The sequence below is a fragment of the Cobetia sp. PDI-12MA genome, assembly GCF_059507695.1.
On sequence record NZ_CM183351.1, the window covers coordinates 2,971,931 to 2,990,963 of the forward strand.

16 protein-coding genes are annotated in these 19,033 nt (G+C 64.8%); 8 read left to right on the forward strand and 8 right to left on the reverse strand.

Going from position 1 to position 19,033, the window contains the following annotated elements:
• Nucleotides 1-163: 163 nt before the first annotated feature.
• The 6 genes from AC5WNI_RS12685 to AC5WNI_RS12710 form a co-directional block, all read right to left on the reverse strand.
• Nucleotides 164-1,228, reverse strand: coding sequence for a TRAP transporter substrate-binding protein (locus AC5WNI_RS12685; RefSeq protein WP_175088537.1), 1,065 nt, complete (start codon nucleotides 1,226-1,228; stop codon nucleotides 164-166).
• A 102-nt stretch (nucleotides 1,229-1,330) separates the two neighbouring features.
• Nucleotides 1,331-2,215: a FadR/GntR family transcriptional regulator gene (locus AC5WNI_RS12690; protein ID WP_495928535.1), complete on the reverse strand. Its 885-nt coding sequence runs from the start codon at nucleotides 2,213-2,215 to the stop codon at nucleotides 1,331-1,333.
• Between the two features lie 221 nt (nucleotides 2,216-2,436).
• A complete protein-coding gene (locus AC5WNI_RS12695; protein WP_107336213.1) occupies nucleotides 2,437-2,718 on the reverse strand; it encodes a hypothetical protein in 282 nt (93 codons plus the stop codon).
• A 276-nt stretch (nucleotides 2,719-2,994) separates the two neighbouring features.
• Entirely contained in the window at nucleotides 2,995-4,257 is a 1,263-nt protein-coding gene (gene glyA, locus AC5WNI_RS12700) for a serine hydroxymethyltransferase (protein ID WP_495928536.1), read from the reverse strand.
• 232 nt (nucleotides 4,258-4,489) lie between these two features.
• Nucleotides 4,490-7,231 (reverse strand): ABC transporter permease, encoded by a 2,742-nt coding sequence (locus AC5WNI_RS12705; protein ID WP_495928537.1) that lies wholly within the window; start codon nucleotides 7,229-7,231, stop codon nucleotides 4,490-4,492.
• Nucleotides 7,224-8,027 carry an ABC transporter ATP-binding protein gene (locus tag AC5WNI_RS12710; RefSeq protein ID WP_495928538.1) on the reverse strand — a complete coding sequence of 268 codons (804 nt, stop codon included), beginning with the start codon at nucleotides 8,025-8,027 and terminating at the stop codon, nucleotides 7,224-7,226. The genes AC5WNI_RS12705 and AC5WNI_RS12710 overlap by 8 nt, the downstream gene beginning before the upstream one ends.
• Before the next feature lie 92 nt (nucleotides 8,028-8,119).
• Here AC5WNI_RS12710 and AC5WNI_RS12715 point away from each other — a divergent pair, with 92 nt between their 5' ends.
• A complete protein-coding gene (locus AC5WNI_RS12715) occupies nucleotides 8,120-8,860 on the forward strand; it encodes an arylesterase (RefSeq protein WP_352230734.1) in 741 nt (246 codons plus the stop codon).
• Between the two features lie 214 nt (nucleotides 8,861-9,074).
• Nucleotides 9,075-9,995: a polyphosphate kinase 2 gene (gene ppk2, locus AC5WNI_RS12720; RefSeq protein ID WP_495928539.1), complete on the forward strand. Its 921-nt coding sequence runs from the start codon at nucleotides 9,075-9,077 to the stop codon at nucleotides 9,993-9,995.
• 39 nt (nucleotides 9,996-10,034) lie between these two features.
• Here ppk2 and AC5WNI_RS12725 read toward each other — a convergent pair whose 3' ends face one another.
• Complete coding sequence (locus AC5WNI_RS12725) at nucleotides 10,035-10,955, reverse strand: DMT family transporter (protein WP_175088531.1); 921 nt, start codon at nucleotides 10,953-10,955, stop codon at nucleotides 10,035-10,037.
• 144 nt (nucleotides 10,956-11,099) lie between these two features.
• Here AC5WNI_RS12725 and AC5WNI_RS12730 point away from each other — a divergent pair, with 144 nt between their 5' ends.
• Nucleotides 11,100-12,125: a zinc transporter ZntB gene (locus AC5WNI_RS12730; protein WP_285461244.1), complete on the forward strand. Its 1,026-nt coding sequence runs from the start codon at nucleotides 11,100-11,102 to the stop codon at nucleotides 12,123-12,125.
• A gap of 27 nt (nucleotides 12,126-12,152) precedes the next feature.
• Here AC5WNI_RS12730 and AC5WNI_RS12735 read toward each other — a convergent pair whose 3' ends face one another.
• A complete protein-coding gene (locus tag AC5WNI_RS12735; RefSeq protein WP_175088529.1) occupies nucleotides 12,153-12,476 on the reverse strand; it encodes an Rdx family protein in 324 nt (107 codons plus the stop codon).
• A gap of 354 nt (nucleotides 12,477-12,830) precedes the next feature.
• On the opposite strand from AC5WNI_RS12735, the gene AC5WNI_RS12740 reads away from it, so the two are divergent.
• The 5 genes from AC5WNI_RS12740 to AC5WNI_RS12760 all read left to right on the forward strand — a co-directional run bounded on the left by AC5WNI_RS12740 (nucleotide 12,831) and on the right by AC5WNI_RS12760 (nucleotide 18,889).
• Entirely contained in the window at nucleotides 12,831-14,138 is a 1,308-nt protein-coding gene (locus tag AC5WNI_RS12740; RefSeq protein WP_285461273.1) for an MFS transporter, read from the forward strand.
• A 269-nt stretch (nucleotides 14,139-14,407) separates the two neighbouring features.
• Nucleotides 14,408-14,848: a PAS sensor domain-containing protein gene (locus AC5WNI_RS12745; RefSeq protein ID WP_043331389.1), complete on the forward strand. Its 441-nt coding sequence runs from the start codon at nucleotides 14,408-14,410 to the stop codon at nucleotides 14,846-14,848.
• A gap of 300 nt (nucleotides 14,849-15,148) precedes the next feature.
• A complete protein-coding gene (locus AC5WNI_RS12750) occupies nucleotides 15,149-15,394 on the forward strand; it encodes a PA3496 family putative envelope integrity protein (RefSeq protein ID WP_175088527.1) in 246 nt (81 codons plus the stop codon).
• Nucleotides 15,395-15,587: 193 nt separating this feature from the next.
• Nucleotides 15,588-17,249, forward strand: coding sequence for an energy-dependent translational throttle protein EttA (gene ettA / locus AC5WNI_RS12755; protein WP_175088526.1), 1,662 nt, complete (start codon nucleotides 15,588-15,590; stop codon nucleotides 17,247-17,249).
• A gap of 290 nt (nucleotides 17,250-17,539) precedes the next feature.
• Entirely contained in the window at nucleotides 17,540-18,889 is a 1,350-nt protein-coding gene (locus tag AC5WNI_RS12760; protein WP_175088525.1) for a DUF2254 domain-containing protein, read from the forward strand.
• Nucleotides 18,890-19,033 lie beyond the last annotated feature (144 nt).

Sequence of the window (19,033 nt, forward strand, 5' to 3'; positions counted from 1 at the left end):
TTCCTTGCTGACTCGCTGCCTCAAGGAGAATCGGCGCGCCCAGTGAGCACGCCGACCTTGATCTCCCGCGTCTTCATCGTTCTGCGATCGTGTCGCCAAAAGCGTGGCTAGCTGATGCCTCTTGCCACACGGCAGCTGGCGCCCATCCCGCGCGCCAGCGGGCTCACATCAGGTTGCGGTCGGTCAGGAAGCTGACCACGGACTCGTAGACCTTGCCGGTCAGCTCATTCTTCTCGGCCCACACCTTCCACTCCTGCTGAGCGATGCGACGGAACTTGGCGCGCTCCTCCGGCGCCATGTCGATCACCTCGATATCCGGATTGGCACGCGCCGCGCTGACCGCCTTGATGTCACGCGCCTTGAGGGTGAAGACCATGTCGTAGGCCATCGCGTCGGTGGCGGTCTCCATGATCGCCTTGAGATCCGCCGGCAGGCCGTCCCAGATGCCCTTGTTCATCGACACCGCCACCATCGGCAATGAGTGGAAGCCCGGATAGGACGGGTACTTGGCGAAGCTGTGCAGGCCCTGGTCATCATTGGTGGCGAAGACGGTGTAATCCGCCGCGTCGATCACGCCCTTCTCCAGGCCGGTGTAGACCTCGGAGCCCGGCAGGTTGACGGGTGCCGCGCCGGCCTTCTGGAAGATGTTGTAGACCATGCCTTCCGGCGCACGCACCTTGAGGCCCTTGAGGTCATCGACGGTGCGTACCGGCTTCTTGGAGACGAAGGACTCAAGCCCGGTGGCGCCCGCGCCGATCAGGTGCACGCCGTAGGGCTCGACCAGCTCGTTGTAGAGCTCCTCACCGCCGCCGTGCTGCATGTACTCGAGATATTCCAGCGGGTCACCCCAGGCACCCACCAGGTTGCCCAGCATGCCGAAGGCCGGATTCTGGCCCGAGAAGTAGGACGGATCGGTCAGGTGGCCCTGCAGGATGCCGGCGCTGACGGCGTCCAGCGTCTGGTTGGCCTGCACCACGGCATTGACCGGCAGGATCTCGATGGCGATGCGGCCATCCGACATGGTCTTGATGCTGTCAGCCCAGGCCTTCTTGACCTCGAACTGCGGCTCCCCCGCCGTCTCGGAGGTCTGGAAGGTCCATTCGTATTCGGCCGCCCAGCTCGGTGTGGCGATCAGCGTGGCGGCCACGGCGGTGGACAGGGCCAGCGCCTTGAGCGTGACACGGGCGGGAGCGGCAGTGGTGAGCGGTGAGGTAGTGGAACGCGGCATGGTGAAACTCCTGGCTTGTTGTTATGACGTGTTATGACGTTCTGTGGTCAATGGAAGACGTGCAGACACTTTCCGGCGTGGCGAAACGCCGCGAGGTGCCGTTCACTCGCTTGACAGCGGTGCAGACAGGCTGGGCAGCTGGCCGAAGCGGCGCAGCAGCTCCAGCGGTTCCTGGGCGCGCCCGGCAGGATGGCTGCCTTCAGGGCCTGCAGGCATGGCCAGTCCGAGGTCCTGGCCGGTGCGGTCCAGCACATGCAGGGTCGCGGCGTGGGCGGCATCGGGCTGGCGCAGACGAATCGCTTCCATCACCGCGCGATGGCGGCCGAGGCTGTCACCCAGCTCCGAGGCATTGTGATTGGAGGTCGCCACCAGCAGGCTGATCGACGGCTTGAGCACATGGCCAAGCTGCGCCCAGATGACGTTGTGGGTCGCGGCGAAGATGGCGTCGTGGAAGGCGATATCGGCGCGGTCGAACTCCTCCATGGCGCTGCCGCCATGCACCGCTGCGGCCATGCCGTCATAGGCCTGCTCGATGGCGGACAGGTCCTGGGCGGTGGCCTCGGTGGCCGCCAGGGCGGCGACGAAGGGTTCGATGGAGATGCGGAAGGCGTAGATGTCCCGCGCCAGCTGCGGATGCGGCATCGCGTAGCGTGTCATCCAGCCGGTCACGCGCGGATCGAGCAGATGCCATTCGCTGAGCGGATTGACGCGGGTGCCCTGGCCGGTGGTGCGGGTGAGAATCCCGGCATTGACCAGGCTCTGGATCGCGGTGCGCACGGTGGCGCGGCTCTGGGCGTGCTGATCGCACAGGTCCAGCTCACGAGGAATCAGGCTGCCCGGCGGGTAGCGATTCTCGAAGATGGCCTGCGCCAGCCATTCGGCGACATCGACACGCGCGGTCGAGGTGTCGCCGGGTGAGGCAGACGTTCCAGAAGAGGCATTGGCGCGCGGGCTGTCGCCAGCGGCACTCGTGGGGGGCGTGGTCATGATCGAACGTTCCTTGATGGCGTGGCGCGTCATTTGTAGCTCGCGTACATCCTTCACGGGATGCATCGCGGCGCGCTCTTGTCCGTCAAGGAATAGCCCATGTCAGACATGCCAACAAGACACCCTAGACCAAGGGTGAGACCCGACTTTGGTCACACCTTTACGCAACCCCCTGTTGCGAAAGGACTATTCAGGTACTGGCAATTTCCCGTGTGCTGGCGTCAGGCCGTGAATCGCACGCGGCCGATCGACACCGTACGCTCGGCACCGCTGTCCGCGACCACCGTTCTCAGCGCTTCCTCGCCTGCCGCGCCGAAGCTTGCCGACAGCTCGATCTGGCTGACGCCCTGGGCGACCAGCTCACTGACCAGCCGCTCGGCGGCTCTCAGCGTCCCCAGCGTGGCGACGGAAATGCGGACCTCGCCGCTGCCCTGGCTGCTCAGTGAGGTATTGCCGCTGTTCTCGACCAGAATCAGAAAGGCATGGTGCTGCATGACGGCCATGGAAGCCTCCTTGCACGAAGATGAACAGAGTATGTCCGGCATCGAGAATAGCGTAGCGCGTCCGCTCCCGGGCACAGGCTGATCTTTCTGAGCGCTGGTTGACCACTCTCCCACCCGGCTGTGCACCACGCCACTCGGCCTCGGCTGGCCGTGGTGCGGGCACAAAAAACGCCTGCCGCATGCGCGACAGGCGTTTCTCGTCTGGTGCATGACAGCGCAACGCCACTGTCAGCACTGCTGCGGTGAGGGCCAGCCGGGCTGGCACCTCATCACGCCTCAGGCGTAGACGGGCAGGCGTGCACAGACGGCGGAGACCTTGGCCTGCACCTCGGCTTCGGCAGCGGCGGAATCGCCGGCGACCATCGCATCGAGGATGTCGCAGATCCAGCCGGCCAGTTCCAGACACTCCTGCTCCTGGAAGCCACGCGTGGTGACGGCCGGGGTACCGATACGCAGACCGGAAGTGACGAACGGCGACTGCGGGTCACCCGGTACGGCGTTCTTGTTGACGGTGATGTGGGCACGGCCCAGCGCAGCGTCAGCGTCCTTGCCGGTCAGGCCCTGCTTGACCAGAGACAGCAGGAACAGGTGGTCTTCAGTGCCGCCGGAGACGACTTCGAAGCCGCGATCCAGGAACACGGACGCCATCGCCTTGGCGTTCTTGACCACTTGCTTCTGGTAAGCGGTGAAGGCCGGGTCCATCGCTTCCTTGAAGCAGACTGCCTTGGCCGCGATGACGTGCATCAGCGGGCCGCCCTGGCCACCCGGGAAGACAGCGGAGTTCAGCTTCTTCTCGATGTCGGCATCGCCTTCGGCGGACAGGATCAGGCCGCCACGCGGACCGCGCAGGGTCTTGTGCGTGGTGGTGGTGACGACGTGGGCGTGGGGCAGCGGGCTCGGGTAGACGCCAGCGGCGACCAGACCGGCCACGTGGGCCATGTCGACCAGCAGGTAGGCACCCACTTCGTCGGCGATCTTGCGGAACTCTGCCCAGTCGATGATCTGGGAGTAGGCGGAGAAGCCGGCGATGATCATCTTCGGCTTGTGCTCACGTGCCAGACGCGCGACTTCGGCGTAGTCGATCAGGCCGTTCTCGCCCAGACCGTACTGCACGGCGTTGTAGTGCTTGCCGGAGAAGTTCGGACGTGCACCGTGAGTCAGGTGACCCCCCGCGTCCAGGCTCATGCCCAGAATGGTGTCGCCCGGCGAGACCAGCGCCTGGAAGACGGCACTGTTGGCCTGGGAACCGGCGTGCGGCTGAACGTTGGCGTAGGTAGCACCGAACAGTTCGCAGGCACGATCGATGGCCAGCTGCTCGACCTTGTCGACGAACTCGCAACCACCGTAGTAACGCTTGCCCGGGTAGCCTTCCGCGTACTTGTTGGTCAGCTGGGAGCCTTGCGCCTGGATGACGCGGGGGCTGGCGTAGTTCTCGGAGGCGATCAGCTCGATGTGAGCTTCCTGGCGAACGACTTCGTCGTCCATGGCGCTCAGGAGCGCATCATCAAAACCGGCAATCTGCATGTCACGGGTGAACATCGGGTGTCCTCGCCTGAAGGGTGATGACGACAGCGAATTCCGGCGCGGCCGGCTCGCCATCTGGGGGTAAGATCAGGACCAGCATGATACCTCAGCCAGCGGTCCGATTCACATGAATCAGCATCATTGTTAACGCAAGACGGCCCCATGACCGAGACAACGATCATGAGGCCGCAGGTTGACGTCGTCAGGCGTCATCATCCGGCGCTGCGATGACGAGGCCTGATGGCGCTCACTGCAGGGCGCGCAGCCCCGCCATCGGCGGCTGGCGCCTAACTTCTCTCGACAGCCAGAAGCCCAGCCCGCCGATCAGCACGCCACCCGCCAGCGGCAGCAGCACCCACAGCCACGGATGCAGCACCACCGGCAGCCCCAGCCAGCCGGAATAGAGACCGACCGCCGCCCCTTCGGCGAGCATCGCCGCCAGCAGACCACTGAGCAGACCGAGCAGCACGAATTCCGCGGCCTGCAAGCGTGCCAGCAGTCCCTGGCCGGCGCCGAACACCTTGTACAGCGCGCCTTCGTGCTCACGTGCCGGACGACTGGCCACCAGCGCCGCGTAGAGCACGCTGGCTCCCGCCAGCAGCACCAGCCCCAGAATCAGCTCCACCGCACGCGACACCTGGGCGATCAGCTCCTGCACGCGGGTCAGGATGGCGTCGATATTGATCAATGACACGCTGGGATAGTCACGCACCAGCGGCGCCAGCTTGCGCTCATCCTCGAGATGAAACGCCGTCATGTAGCTGTGGGCGAAGCTCTCGAGCGCGCCGGGCGGGAAGATGACGTAGAAGTTGGGCAGGAAGCTGTCCCAGTCGACATGGCGCAGATTGACCACCTGCGCCTTGACGGTCTCGCTGCCGATGGTGAACGACAGGCTGTCACCGATGACCAGCCCCATGCGCTCGGCAAGCTCCTCCTCCATCGAGACCGGCACGCCCTGCGTGGCGGCGAGGCGGCGGCGCGTCTCGCTGTCTGCCTCGGCGAAGTCTCTGATCGGCGCCCACTCGCCCGCCGACAGGCGGTTGTGGTCCGGCAGATCACGATGCCAGGTCAGGTTCAGCTCACGCTGCGGGACGCCCTGCTGCTCGCCGTCCCCCTCATCACTGCGTCCTTCCTGCATGCCGCCTGCCGCCGGCTGATCCGACTGGGCCGACGTATTGCTGCCAGCAGCTTGGAGTCGCTGCTGGGTGCGTCCCAGCAGCGACTCGCCCTTGAGCGCCGTGATGCGACCACGCACCATCGGGTAGAGCTCGCTCTGGCTGTCGCCGGCCTGCTCATCCACCATCGCGGTCAGTTGCTCGCCGAAGGCCTGCTGCTCTCCAGGCTGGATATTGATCGCGAAGTGATTGGGCGCATCGGTCGGGATCTGCGCCTGCCAGCGGGTAATCAGGTCACCGCGCACCAGCGCGATCAACGCCATCGCCGCGAAGGTCACGGCAAAGGCGACCAGCTGACCGAGACTGGCACCGCGTCGCCTGGCCAGCATGCCGCCGGCGAGGCGAATCGGGCGACTCCAGCCACCCTGACCGCGCATGCGCGCCACCACCTTGAGCATCAGCGACAGCAGCAGCTGCCCCACCACCATCAAGAGCCCCAGCGCGATGATGCCACCGACCAGCAGACCGGCCGCCAGAGTGAGGTCACCCGAGTAGAGCCACATCAGGGCACCGAACACCAGACTGGCGATCGCCACCACCACCCACGCCGAGGCAGGCAGCGGGGCCAGTTCGCGCCGCAACACCTTGAGTGCGCTGACCTGACGCAGGCGCAGCAGCATCGGGCCGGCGAAGCCGACCAGCACCGCCAGCGCCGTCAGAATTCCCAACGCCAGCGGCAGCGGCCCCGGTGCGGGCAGCTCCAGCGGCAGGAAGCGCTCCAGCAACGCCACCAGTCCCATCTGGCCCAACAGGCCCAGCACCGCTCCCCCGGTACTCGCCAGCAGGGCCAACCAGCCGAGCTGGGCCGCGAACAGCCGTGACAGTTGACGCTGAGAGGCACCGAAGCAGCGCCACAGCGCGGCGCTATCCAGGTGGCGCTCCACATAGCGGCGCGTCGACATCGCCACCGCGACCCCGGCCAATAGCACCGCCACCAGCCCGGCCAGACTCAGGTACTTGTCGGCACGCTCCAGAGAGCGCCCGAGACGCGGGCGGTCTTCGCGCACGTCCTTGAGACGCACCTCGGCGTTGTCGGCACTCGCCAGCAGCGGCGCGATGGCATCACGTGCCTGCTGCACCGACGCCGGATCGCCCGCCGCCAGCAGGCGATATTCCATCCGCGAGCCGGGTTGGATCAGACCGGTGGCGTCGAGATCTTCCATGTTGAACATCAGGCGCGGGCTGAACTCGGAAAAGCCGCCCTGCTGATCAGGCTCACGCGTGATCAGGCCACTGATGGTGAGCTGCTTGCGCCCGACCGTCAGGGTATCGCCGACCTCGGCCGACAGCGCCATGGCCAGACGCGGCACGATCCACGCCTCGCCCGGCGGCGGGATCTCCGCGCGCGAGCTGGTGCCTGGCGCCTGAGCCTCCTCGTCCGTGGCGTCCGACTCCAGTTCCACCCGGCCGGCGAGCGGATAGCCCGGCGACACCGCCTTGAGACTCGACAGCACGAAGCTGTCGTCGTGGGAGGCCATCGAGACCATGCCCAGCTGCGGCGACATCTCAAGCCCCGCCGCGCGGAAGGCCTCGGCGAAGCGCGGATCGAGCGGGTTGCTGGACTCCAGCACCAGGTCCCCGCCGAGCAGCTGGCTCGCCTGACGATTGAGGCCGCGGTCGAGTCGGTCAAGGAAGAAGCCGATCATGGTGGTCGCGGCGACCGCCAGCATCAGCGCCAGAAAGAGCGCGCGCACATCACTGGCACGCAGATCACGCAGCAGGCCACGCAGTGCCAGCGGCAGACGCGCCCCACGCGTGCGCTGGGCATTGGCGGAAGATGTCGCCGCGTGGTCAGACACCCGGGACTCAGACATCGTCGCCTCCTTGTGGCGTCGCCACGGCCGGTGCGCTCGCGTCATCCTTCCACTCCACCAGCTTGCCGGCCTCGAGATTCAGGCAGCGATCACAGCGCCTGGCCAGCGTCAGATCATGGGTGACCAGAATCAGCGTGGTGCCCCGCTCACGGTTGAGGGTGAACAGCAGCTCCGCGATGCGCTCGCCGGTGGCGGTATCCAGGTTGCCGGTCGGCTCATCGGCGAACACCAGCCCCGGCCCCGCGACGAAGGCACGCGCGATGGCCACGCGCTGCTGCTCGCCACCGGACAGATGACGCGGCAGGTGGTCGAGTCGCTCTCCCAGCCCGACCCGCGCCAGCCAGTCACGTGCCTGCGCCTCGATATCGCCCTGCGGGGCCAGTTCCAGCGGCATCAGCACGTTCTCCAGCGCCGTCAGCGTCGGCAGCAGCTGGAAGTTCTGGAACACGAAGCCGACCTGTCCCGCACGCAGCGCCGCACGGCCATCCTCGTCAAGCCCTGCAAGCGAGCTTCCGAACAGGCGGATATCGCCCTCGCTCGGGCTGTCCAGACCCGCCAGCAGGCCCAGCAGCGTCGACTTGCCGGAACCGCTGGCCCCGATGATGGCGACGCTTTCACCGGCCTGCACGGCAAGCTCCAGGTCCTCGAGGATGGTCAGGCGCCCTTCGCCACTGGTCACCCGCTGCGCCAGCCCGCTCACTTCCAGCACCGGTGCAGGCGTTGCGCTGGCCTGCGCGTCTGACGAGGTTTGATCCGACTCAGGGGTCACGTCGTTAATGGAGGCGTTATGTGACATCGTGTCTGCTCGCTTATGGTAGAGAACGGGGTGGGCACGAACTCCAGACCCCGAATCGGGTATGAATAGTGTGCAGATGATGGAGATGATGAATGCAGAAATGGCTAGTGAATCGCCGTGACACCCAGTGCCTGGCGAGCGGTGGCAGAGCCTCCGGCACGCCGGGGCTCAAGCGGCTGCGCAATGCCCTCGCCAGTACGGCACTGAGCCTCGTGGCCGTGCTGACACCTCAGATGGCGCTGGCCGATGCGCCGGCCCCGTGGCTGGTGGTCGGTGACTCCATCTCGGCCGGCTACGGCATCGACAGCAGCGAGGGCTGGGTCGCACTGCTCGACGAGCGCCTCGAGGACCGCCTGGGCAACGATGCGCCTGAGGTCATCAATGCCAGCATCAGCGGCGACACGACCGAAGGTGGCCTCAATCGTCTGCCGGCCCTGCTCGAGCGACACGACCCTTCACTGGTGATGATCGAACTGGGCGGCAACGACGGTCTGCGTGGCCTGCCACCCGCCCGCATGCAGGCCAATCTGGCCAGCATGATCGAGGCCGTGGAAGACGCCGATGCCCAGCCCGTGCTGCTCGGCATCGAGATTCCGCCCAATTACGGCCCGGCCTACACCGATGCCTTCCGTCAGGTTTACCGGGATCTGGCCGACGAATATTCCGTGCCGCTGGTGCCCTTCATCCTCGAAGGCATCGCCACGGCCCCGGCCAGCGAGAAGCTGATGCAGCAGGACCGCATCCACCCCACCGCCAAGGCACAACCGCAGCTGCTCGACACCATCTGGCCGACACTCGCGCCACTGGCGCAACACGCGACGTCAGCGGAGTAATCAATATCAGGCGCGGCGCATGTCTCGCCAGCTTGCATGCGCCTACCTTGCCGCGAGATGACAATCGGCACCTGGCTGATCAATGCCTGTCAGGCAGGCCACCGGGGCCATGAGGCCTTGCATCGCTGACTCCAACAGCCCTGCCACCGAGTCGCCGCTGAGCGCCGATCGCCAGTCCCCGGGGCCAGGCCCCATCCTCACAGGGAGTACTGCCATGAGTAAATCCAACAACAGGAAGGCGGATGTCGGCAAGGCGCATTCGAAGGCCAAGGATGCCAAGAGCAAGGACACCATGGGCAAGGCCGGCAAGAAGCACGCCACTGGCGATGCCCCGCGCATGACGCTGGGGCCGGTCTCCAGTGACGCCTACCCCTACGACGAGCGCCTCAAGCGCAAGGTCTATGAAGCCGAGAAGCGCGCGCTGCAGATTGAGCTGCTCAAGGTGCAGCATTGGCTGCGTGACAGTGGCGGACGCCTGGCCATCGTCTTCGAGGGGCGTGACGCCGCCGGCAAGGGCGGCACCATCAAGCGCTTCATGGAGTATCTCAATCCGCGTTTCGCGCGCATCGTCGCCCTCGACAAGCCCAACGAGACGGAAAAGGGCCAGTGGTATTTCCAGCGCTATGTCTCGCGCTTTCCCGCCAGTGGGGAAATCGTGCTGTTCGATCGCAGCTGGTACAACCGCGCGGGGGTCGAGGCGGTGATGGGGTTCGCCACGCCGGAAGAAGTCGAACGCTTCCTGGTTCAGGTGCCCCAGCAGGAGCGTCTGTGGGTCGAGGATGGCCTGCACCTGGTCAAGCTGTACTTCTCGGTGTCCCGCGAGGAGCAATCGATCCGCTTCGCCAAGCGCGCCGCCGACCCGTTGACCCACTGGAAGCTGTCACCGATGGACGCCGTGGCGCAGGAGAAATGGGATGAGTACACCGATGCCGCCGAGGCGATGTTCGCGCGCACGCACAGCGATCATGCCCCCTGGACGCTGATCCGCTCCGACGACAAGCGCCGGGCCCGTATCGGCGCGCTGCGCCATGTGCTCAGTCAGCTCGACTACCCCGGCAAGGACAAGAAGATGATCGGCACCCCGGACCCGTTGATCGTGGTGGATGCCGATCGCCTCATCCTGCCCGACGACTGACGATCGAGTGGCGGGCTGTGCACTGACGGCGCAGCTCGCTCAGGTCGACCGTGACAGCTCCGCCGGCGCCTTCTGCAGCTGCTGCAGACCGAGTCCGGCCAGAATCAGCACCAGCCCTGCCAGCGTCGAGGTCAGAATCGGCTCGCCGACGATGAAGTGCAGAAGCGTCAATGAGATGGGGGGCGACAGGAAGATCAGATTGGAGACCTTGGCGGTGCGCGATACCTTGTGCACCGCCAGCTGCCAGAGCACGAAGGCAATGCCCATCTCGCACAGGCCGACATAGATACCCGCCGTCAGCGCCTGGGGGTTGGCGCCTGCGCCGATGAAGTTGCCAAAGCCCGGCCCGAAGGCCACCAGCAGCGTCAGCACCGGCAAGGCGATGCTGAAGTTCTGCCACTGGGCGACCAGCGGCGCGCGCGGATCACGCGCATTGAGCAACCAGTAGAGCGCCCATAGCAGGGTCGAGCCCAGCGCCAGCCCGACGCCCAGCGGGTCGGCGAAGGCGACATCGAATATCTCGCCTCGCGTGGCGATGGTCCAGACACCAGCGTAGGCAATCAGCCCCGCCGCGACGTCGATGCGCGTCAGGCGCTGCGCGAGAATCGGCACGGCGAGAAAGGCCATCGCCAGCGCCCAGGTGTAATTGAGCGCCATCGCCTCCTGGCCCGGCAGCCGCGCGTAGGCGCCGAACAGCACCAGATAGTAGCCGACCGGATTCATCAGGCCAGCCCAGAGTGCCGTGCGCCAACCGCCCCGCCAGCCGGTGGTGAGCGCTTCGCGCAGCTTGCCCTGACGCCACATCAGCACGCCGATCAACAGCCACGACACCAGTGCCGCCAGCCATACCAGCTCCAGCGGCGACATCTGCGCAAGTGCCAGCTTGAAGGCGGTCGCCACCGTCGACCACAGGGCCACGGCACCCAGACCGTAGAGCATGGCTTCCCTATCCTGACTCATGGCATCCTTCCTCGCATTTCGGGTATCGCCTTCCTGGCGATGAGTGGCATGGCGATGGCAGCGACACTGCCCACGGCCTGACATTCGAGCATCGCGTGCCCTGCCCGCTGCTGCAAGCCGCGCCACCAAAAAGGAATTTCGTGAATGAGTGACGCCACCGATCCGCAAGCCGCGCCGACACCTGCGCCCCCCGCGGAAGATCCCCCGATCACGGCACTGGTCAGCGCCTATCGCCTGGATGGCAAGGGCGGCGCCAGACTGCTCGATGATGACAGCCTGCGTGAGCAATGGCAGGACCCCGACGCGCTGATCTGGATGCACCTCGATTACACCCGCGGCGACGTCAATGACTATCTGGACGACCTTGCCCAGCTGGATGAGCCAAGCATCGAGGCCCTAACCGAGCTGGACACCCGCCCGCGCGTGGCGCGCTTCGGCGGCGGCATGGTCACCACGCTGCGCGGCATCAACCTCAATCCCGGCGCCGCGCCGGAAGACCTGCTGTCACTGCGCCTGTGGATGAGCCCGACCCGCCTGATCACCCTGCGCCGCCGACCGTTCCAGTCAATCACTCAGGTGCGTGAGCAACTGGAAGCCGGCCAGGGCGCGGAAAGCATCTCCTGGCTGCTGGCGATGCTCAGCGATGCGCTGGTCGATCGCGTGGCGGAGCTCAGCCATCGCCTCGATGAGCAGCTCGCCATCCTCGAGGAAGACCAGCTCAATGATGTCGAGATCGACCCCGATGACATTACGCGCCTGCGGCGTCCCCTGATCACCCTGCGACGCTTCATGGGGCCGCAGCGCGACTGTCTGGCACAACTCTCCCAGGGGCCATTGTGGATCGATGAACAGGCGCGTCTGGACCTGCGCGAGATCGCCAACCAGCTGTCGCGCTACGTGGAGGATTTTCAGGCCATGCAGGAACGCGCGCTGATCATCCATGAACAGCGCATGAGCGAGCACAACGAACAGCTCAACCAGCGCATGTATCTGCTGTCGGTCATCACCGCCGTCTTCCTGCCGCTGGGCTTTCTCACCGGCCTGCTGGGGGTCAACGTCGGCGGCATACCGGGCAGCGACAGCCAGTGGGGCTTCGCTGCCTTCGTCGGCATCACGCTGGGCGTGGTGGCGATGCAGCTGTGGCTGCTCAAGCGCAAGAAGTGGTGGTGAGCGCGCCCAAGGCGGAGCAAGCGCTGCTTACGCGCCCTGCTCACGACTGGCGCGGTCGATATGACCTAGATCGCGCTCAGGATCGAGCACATCACGCACGCGTTGCTTGAGGTCACGACTGTCAGGGAAGCCGCCGTCGCGCTTGCGCTCCCACAACACCAGCCACTCCGAATCTGGAGTGGCCTGGCACAGCACCTCGAAATGGCCGCCGTGACTCGGCGCCAAGGCCACCTCACCGAGGTCTTCCCCGAAGGTGGACAGCAGTTCCTGTGCATACCAGGCCGCTCGCAACAGCCAGTTGCAGCCGGTGCAGTAGTGAATCCGGACTTTCAGCGTGGATGCCTGATCCATGGTGGTGCCTGCTCCAATCAATGATGTAATGATCACTTCACTGCACTGTCGCGCAATGGTCAACACCATAAAGCTACACACAAACTGTACATAAACTATACTTGGCGCAGTCATTCCTTCAGTTGAGGTCGCACTGCGATCGATCCTTCTTCAACCGGCAGTACGGACGTGATCTGCATCACGACTTCCCGTAAACGACGCCGATAGCGGAGCCCTGGCCACATGTCACCCCTGCCTTCCTCTACCGAGGCCTCCTCACCGACAGACGCTAAAGACCGCGAGACTGAGCGGGAGTCTGCAGACAAAGCCCACGAGAGGCCGTCGGGCAGCGGACAGAGTCGCTTCTTCGAGCGCATGACCGGCGATGAAGATTCGCGCATGTGCAAGGACATCTCCGAGGATGCCTGTCACCAGCAGCCCGGCAACTTCTGGCGTCACCTGCTGGCCTCGCTGGGCACCAAGCTTGCCGACGAGATGGCCAGTGCACGACTGGTATTGCCGTGGCTATTGGGGTTGATCGGGGCGCCGGTGTGGATGGTGGGACTGCTGGTGCCGATTCGCGAGGCCGGCGCCCTGCTGCCTCAACTGCTGGTGGCAGGCTTCATTCGCCCGCTGCCGCAACGCAAGTGGGTGTGGGTCGCCGGGGCCTCCACCCAGGCCTTGATGGCGCTGGGGCTGGTGATGATCACCCTGCTTGCCGAGGGCAACTTCGCCGCGCGTCACGGACTCGATGGCACCCTCGCGGGCAGCCTGGTACTGGTCCTGTTGATCCTGCTGTCGCTCGGGCGCGGGGTGGCCTCCATCGCCACCAAGGACGTGCTGGGCAAGACCATCGCCAAGCAGCGCCGTGGGCGCCTGATGGGCTGGAGTGGCAGTGTGGCGGGGGCGATGACCCTGCTGGCCGGCGTCGCCTTGATGCTGCTGGGCGAGCAGCCCGGGCAGCAGGTGCTGGCGATACTGATGGCCATCGCGGCGCTGGGCTGGACACTCAATGCCTTGTGCGCCGCCATGATCCGCGAGGACAGCGGTGCCACCAGCGGCGGCGCCAATGCCTGGGAGACGGTGCGCGACGGGGTCATCCAGCTCAAGCATGACGCCGCCTTTCGCAACTTCAATCTGGCACGCGCCCTGCTGCTCTCAAGCGCCCTAGCACTGCCCTATATCGCCTTGCTCGGCCAGCAGCAGAGCGGTGATAGTCTGGGTGGTCTGGGCGTGCTGGTGGTGGTATCAGGACTGGCCGGGATGCTGGCCAGTCCCATCTGGGGCAGGCTGGCCGACACCTCCAGCCGCCGCGTGATGCGCAACGCAGGGGCCGGCGCTGCCGTCTGCTGCGCCCTGGCCGGCAGCATGGCCTGGTGGCCACAGGCGCTGGCCGACAGCATCTGGAGCTATGCACTGGTCTACGGTCTGCTGGTGATCGCCCATGCCGGTATCCGCCTGGGGCGCAAGACCTACGTGGTCGATCTCGCCACCTCTGACAATCGCGCCCTCTATGTCGCGCTCTCCAACACCCTGACCGGCGTGCTGATGCTGGTACTGGGGCTGTTGATCGGCGGGCTCGCCCAGTGGCTGGGCAGTGAATGGTTGCTGATGATTCTGGCGGTCGTCGCGGCCTGCGCCGCACTCTGCGCGCGGCGCTTGCCGGAGGTGGAGGACGACTGAGCATCCGGGGCGGGCGTGACGGCTCCCCTGCTACCCCTGCTACCCCTCTCTCCCCTTCTTCATCTGATCGACTCCTACGCTAACAGGGCCTGACAACCATGTCGGGCCTTGTCACATTAGCGGCTGCGATTGCATAAGCCGCGTCTCCCCGCCATAGTGAAACCGATCATGGTGCTGGAATGTCCGGGCACACGGACAGGCACCCTATACCCGTACTCTCGGGCTCGGTCTTCAGGGCCGGGTTCTTAAGCCGCAAGGATCAGAGTCAGATGAAAAGACCCCACATGATCAGCCCCGAGCTGCTCGAGAGAGTCGTGAATGCCTCGGACGATGGCATCGTGGTGGCGGAACAGGAAGGCGACGAGAACATCCTGATCTACGTGAATCAGGGCTTCGAGCGCCTCACCGGTTACAGCGCCGACGAGATTCTCTACCGCGATTGCCGCTTCCTGCAGAATGATGACCGCGATCAGCCGCAGCTGGACAACATCCGCGCTGCGCTGCGCGACAAGCGCCCGTGCCGCGAGATACTGCGCAACTATCGCAAGGATGGCAGCCTGTTCTGGAATGAACTTTCCATGACACCTGTCTTCGATGAGCATGACAATCTGCAGTATTTCGTCGGTGTCCAGAAGGATGTCACCGGCCTGATGACCGCCAAGGAAGAGCTGGAACGCCTGCGCGCGGAGCACCCCAGCGAGTCCAACTGACCGCCGGACGCTGAAGGCCGCATACTGAAGAACGGTCACTGCAGAGCAGTCACTGAAGATCAGGTGCCGCCTGGCACCATCAACGCCCACCCCACCGGTGGGCGTTGTCGTTATGGGGCCTCTCGCCATTGGCCGTTGGCGAAAGCCCTGACAGGCCGAGCGAAAGGCTTGTCATCCTCGCCGACGGGCGGTATATAGCCAGAGAGCCTTCGGCGCATCGCCGCTGGCGGTGCCCGGTGTCACAGGCCAGTCCAGGCGCTGGATATCGGGCAGGTCGTTCCAAGATCGTGAGGTCCGCCCATGGCCCGTGAACAATTCCTCGATGATATCGATGCCACGGCACTCGCCGAAGACAGCCCCACCGAAGTGGATTTCGAGCTGTCTTCCTCCAGCGCACCTGCCAAGCCACAACGCAATGACTCTCGCCAACGTCTTGAAGCCCTGCTCGAGGAGCGCGCCCTGGCTCGCTCCATCCGCGAAGGCTGGGACGATGAAGCCGACGACGATGACCTGATCGACGCCAGCGACTGGGGCGAAGAGGAGTAAGCTCGCCACCAGCGGCGTGCAGGGGAAGGGATGCCGGGGAGCGGTCAGGCCATGGAAGGGATCGACGTCAGGACAGGGAATGTCATGCAGTGAGTCGCCGCGCTCGCCGGGCACAGGCTGCCCGGCTGGCCAAGCGTGACGCCGGGCACTATCATCTGCGCGTCATTCCATTCTCCAACCAAATTGGGATTCCATGGCGCAATACGTCTATACCATGAACCGGGTGGGCAAGGTCGTTCCCCCGAAGCGCGAGATTCTCAAGGACATCTCGCTGTCCTTCTTCCCGGGTGCCAAGATCGGTGTGCTCGGTCTCAACGGCTCGGGCAAGTCCTCGCTGCTGCGCATCATGGCCGGCGTCGATCAGGACTACAACGGCGAAGCACGTCCCATGCCGGGTCTGAATGTCGGCTACCTCCCCCAGGAGCCGGAACTGGATGATTCCAAGAACGTGCGCGAGTGCGTGGAAGAATCCCTGGCCCACATCAAGAACGCCCAGGCCGAACTTGATGAAGTCTATGCCGCCTATGCCGAGCCGGACGCCGATTTCGACGCCCTCGCCGCGCGTCAGGCCAAGCTGGAAGACCTGATCCAGGCCTCCGACGCCCACAACCTAGAGCGCAAGCTGGAAGTGGCTGCCGAAGCGCTGCGTCTGCCGCCGTGGGATGCCAATGTCGGCGTGCTGTCCGGTGGTGAGCGCCGCCGAGTCGCACTGTGCCGTCTGCTGCTCTCGAGCCCGGACATGTTGCTGCTGGACGAGCCGACCAACCACCTGGACGCCGAATCCGTCGCCTGGCTGGAACGCTTCCTGCACGACTACTCCGGCACCGTGGTCGCCATCACCCACGACCGCTACTTCCTCGACAACGTCGCCGGCTGGATTCTCGAGCTGGACCGTGGCCAGGGCATTCCCTTCGAAGGCAACTATTCCTCGTGGCTCGAGCAGAAGGACGCTCGCCTGCAACAGGAAGCCAAGCAGGAAGCCTCACGCAACAAGGCCATCCAGCAGGAGCTCGAATGGGTTCGTCAGAACCCCAAGGGCCGTCAGGCCAAGAGCAAGGCGCGTCTCAACCGCTTCGAGGAAATGCAGTCCGGTGATTTCCAGAAGCGCAACGAGACCAACGAGATCTACATTCCGCCGGGACCGCGTCTGGGCGACAAGGTCATCGAGCTGCACAACGTCACCAAGCGTTTCGGCGACAAGCTGCTGTTCGATGATCTGTCCTTCACCATCCCCCCGGGTGCCATCGTCGGTATCGTCGGCGGCAACGGTGCAGGTAAATCCACGCTGTTCAAGCTGGTGACCGGCAAGGACACCCCGGACAGCGGCGAAGTCGTGCTGGGCGAGACCGTCAAGGTCGCCTACGTCGAACAGCTGCGTGATGGCCTAGAAGACAATCAGACCGTCTGGGAAGCCGTCTCCGGCGGTCAGGACATGCTCAACATCAATGGCCATGAAGTCTCGTCGCGCGCCTATGTCGGCCGCTTCAACTTCAAGGGCACCGACCAGCAGAAGCGTCTGTCTGATCTGTCCGGTGGTGAGCGTGGCCGTCTGCAGCTGGCCCAGACCCTGAAGCAGGCTGCCAACGTGCTGCTGCTGGATGAGCCGTCCAACGACCTGGACATCGAGACCCTGCGCGCGCTGGAAGAGGCTTTGCTGGCCTTCCCGGGTTGTGCGATGGTCATCTCGCACGACCGCTGGTTCCTGGATCGCATCGCGACCCACATCCTCGCCTACGAGGGTGACTCCAACGTGGTGTTCTTCGAAGGCAGCTATACCGAGTACGAAGCGGACTATCACGCGCGCGTCGGCAACGATGCTCCCAAGCGCATGAAGTACAAGCGTATCGACGCCTGATGAGCCGGCGGGGTCAGCCACGCTGATCGACGCAAGCCGCTAGACGCCCTCACCGCTCACCCGGTGGGGGCGTCTTGCCATCGGGCCCTGCTGTCCGTTCCAGTCTGTCCGTTCCATTTCGTCCGCTCTGTCTGCGCTGTTCTGCTTCTTCACCCCCCTCCTCAGCTCCAGACCCCTTCTGCCAGCACGTCATGCTGACTTGCAGTGATCGGCGCGAGCCGTCATAACAGGAGCTTGCCAATTCATCCGCTCGGGAATCGTCTATGAATCGCTGGCTACAGCACCCCCTCATGTGGCTGCGAACCTGGACCACCAGCATCGCCTATCTCCCCAGCATGCTGGCCATGGTCTATACCCTGCTGGGATTGATCTCGGTGATGCCCTCCGGGCTGCCGGATCCTTCCTCGTTGCCGAACAGCGACTTTTTCGAAGCACTGACCTTCAAGGAACATGACACCCCGCGCACCTTGCTGGCGGCGCTGGTCGGCGGCCTGATCTCGCTGATGGTCTTCAGTTTCACCATGGTGATGAGCGTGCTAACCCAGGCAGGCGCGCAGTTCTCCCACAAGCTGCTGCTGGGCCTGGTGACCGAGCGCCACCACCAGCTGGTGCTCGGCCACTACCTGGGCAGTCTGCTGTTCCTGCTGGTCAACCTGATGGTGCCCAATACGGGAGACTCCCCGACCCTGTGGCGCTCGCTGGCCGTCTATCTGGGCGTGCTGATGATGGTCAATTGCCTGGGGATGTTCGTCTACTTCATCCATCAGGTCTCGCAGTCGGTGCAGATCAACGCCGTTGCTCGGCGCCTGTCCGGTCGTACTCGCCTCTCCCTGGAGCGCCTGCGTGAGCGCAATCGTGACGATGGCTTCTGCGAGCGCGAGGTCAGCCGTGACGACGACCAATGCCAGCTGCTGCGGGCACGCCGGCGTGGCTACATCCAGCAGGTCGACTTCTCGGCGCTGCGCCAGCTGGCCATCAAGCATGACATGGTGGTGCATCTGGATTTCGCGCTGGGCGCCTTCATCGTCAGCGGCATGCCCTTGATGCGCATCGAGTGGCCCAACGGCCTGCCAGAGGGCGCGACGGCAGGGGAAGAGCTCGATGAAGAGCAACAGGCCGTGTTGATCAAGAACCTGCGTGCCGCGCTTGGCTATCTGGATGGGGAGTCCGTCGAGGACCTGCACGAGCACGGCCTGACCCAGCTGATGGAAGTCGCCATCAAGGCGCTGTCGCCCGGCATCAATGACCCCGGCACGGCACGGCTGTGCATGCACCAGCTGACGGAGCTGCTCAGCGAGCGCATGTCGGTACCGCTGTGCAACTGTTGCGTGGATGATCACAAGGCCGTCCGCGTCAGCTGGCAGATGGAGTCCTTCGCAAGCCTCCTCTACCGCTCCATCACGCCGATTCTGCATTATGGCCGTGACGACCTCTCGATCTGCCTGGCCCTGCTGGAGCTGCTGAAGACCCTGTCGCTGATGGGTGCGCAATACGGCCATCTGGTGCTGCTGCAACAGCATGCCGACAAGGTGGTGGAGGCGATTCTCGTCCAGGCCGAATTCGAGGTGGATCGCCGCTTCATCGAGCATGGCCTGCAGGCCGGCCACCATCGCCTGAATCTGCCCAGCCCTCAGTGGTGAAAAGGCCAGCGCCTGAACGAGCAACGCCCGCGACGGTCGATCACCATCGCGGGCGTTGTTGTCTGTGAGTCATGCTGTCCGTGAGCCGTACTGTCTCAAAGTCGTCCATCCGATCACATGGCGGGCTTGCACCCGGTTGCCGTC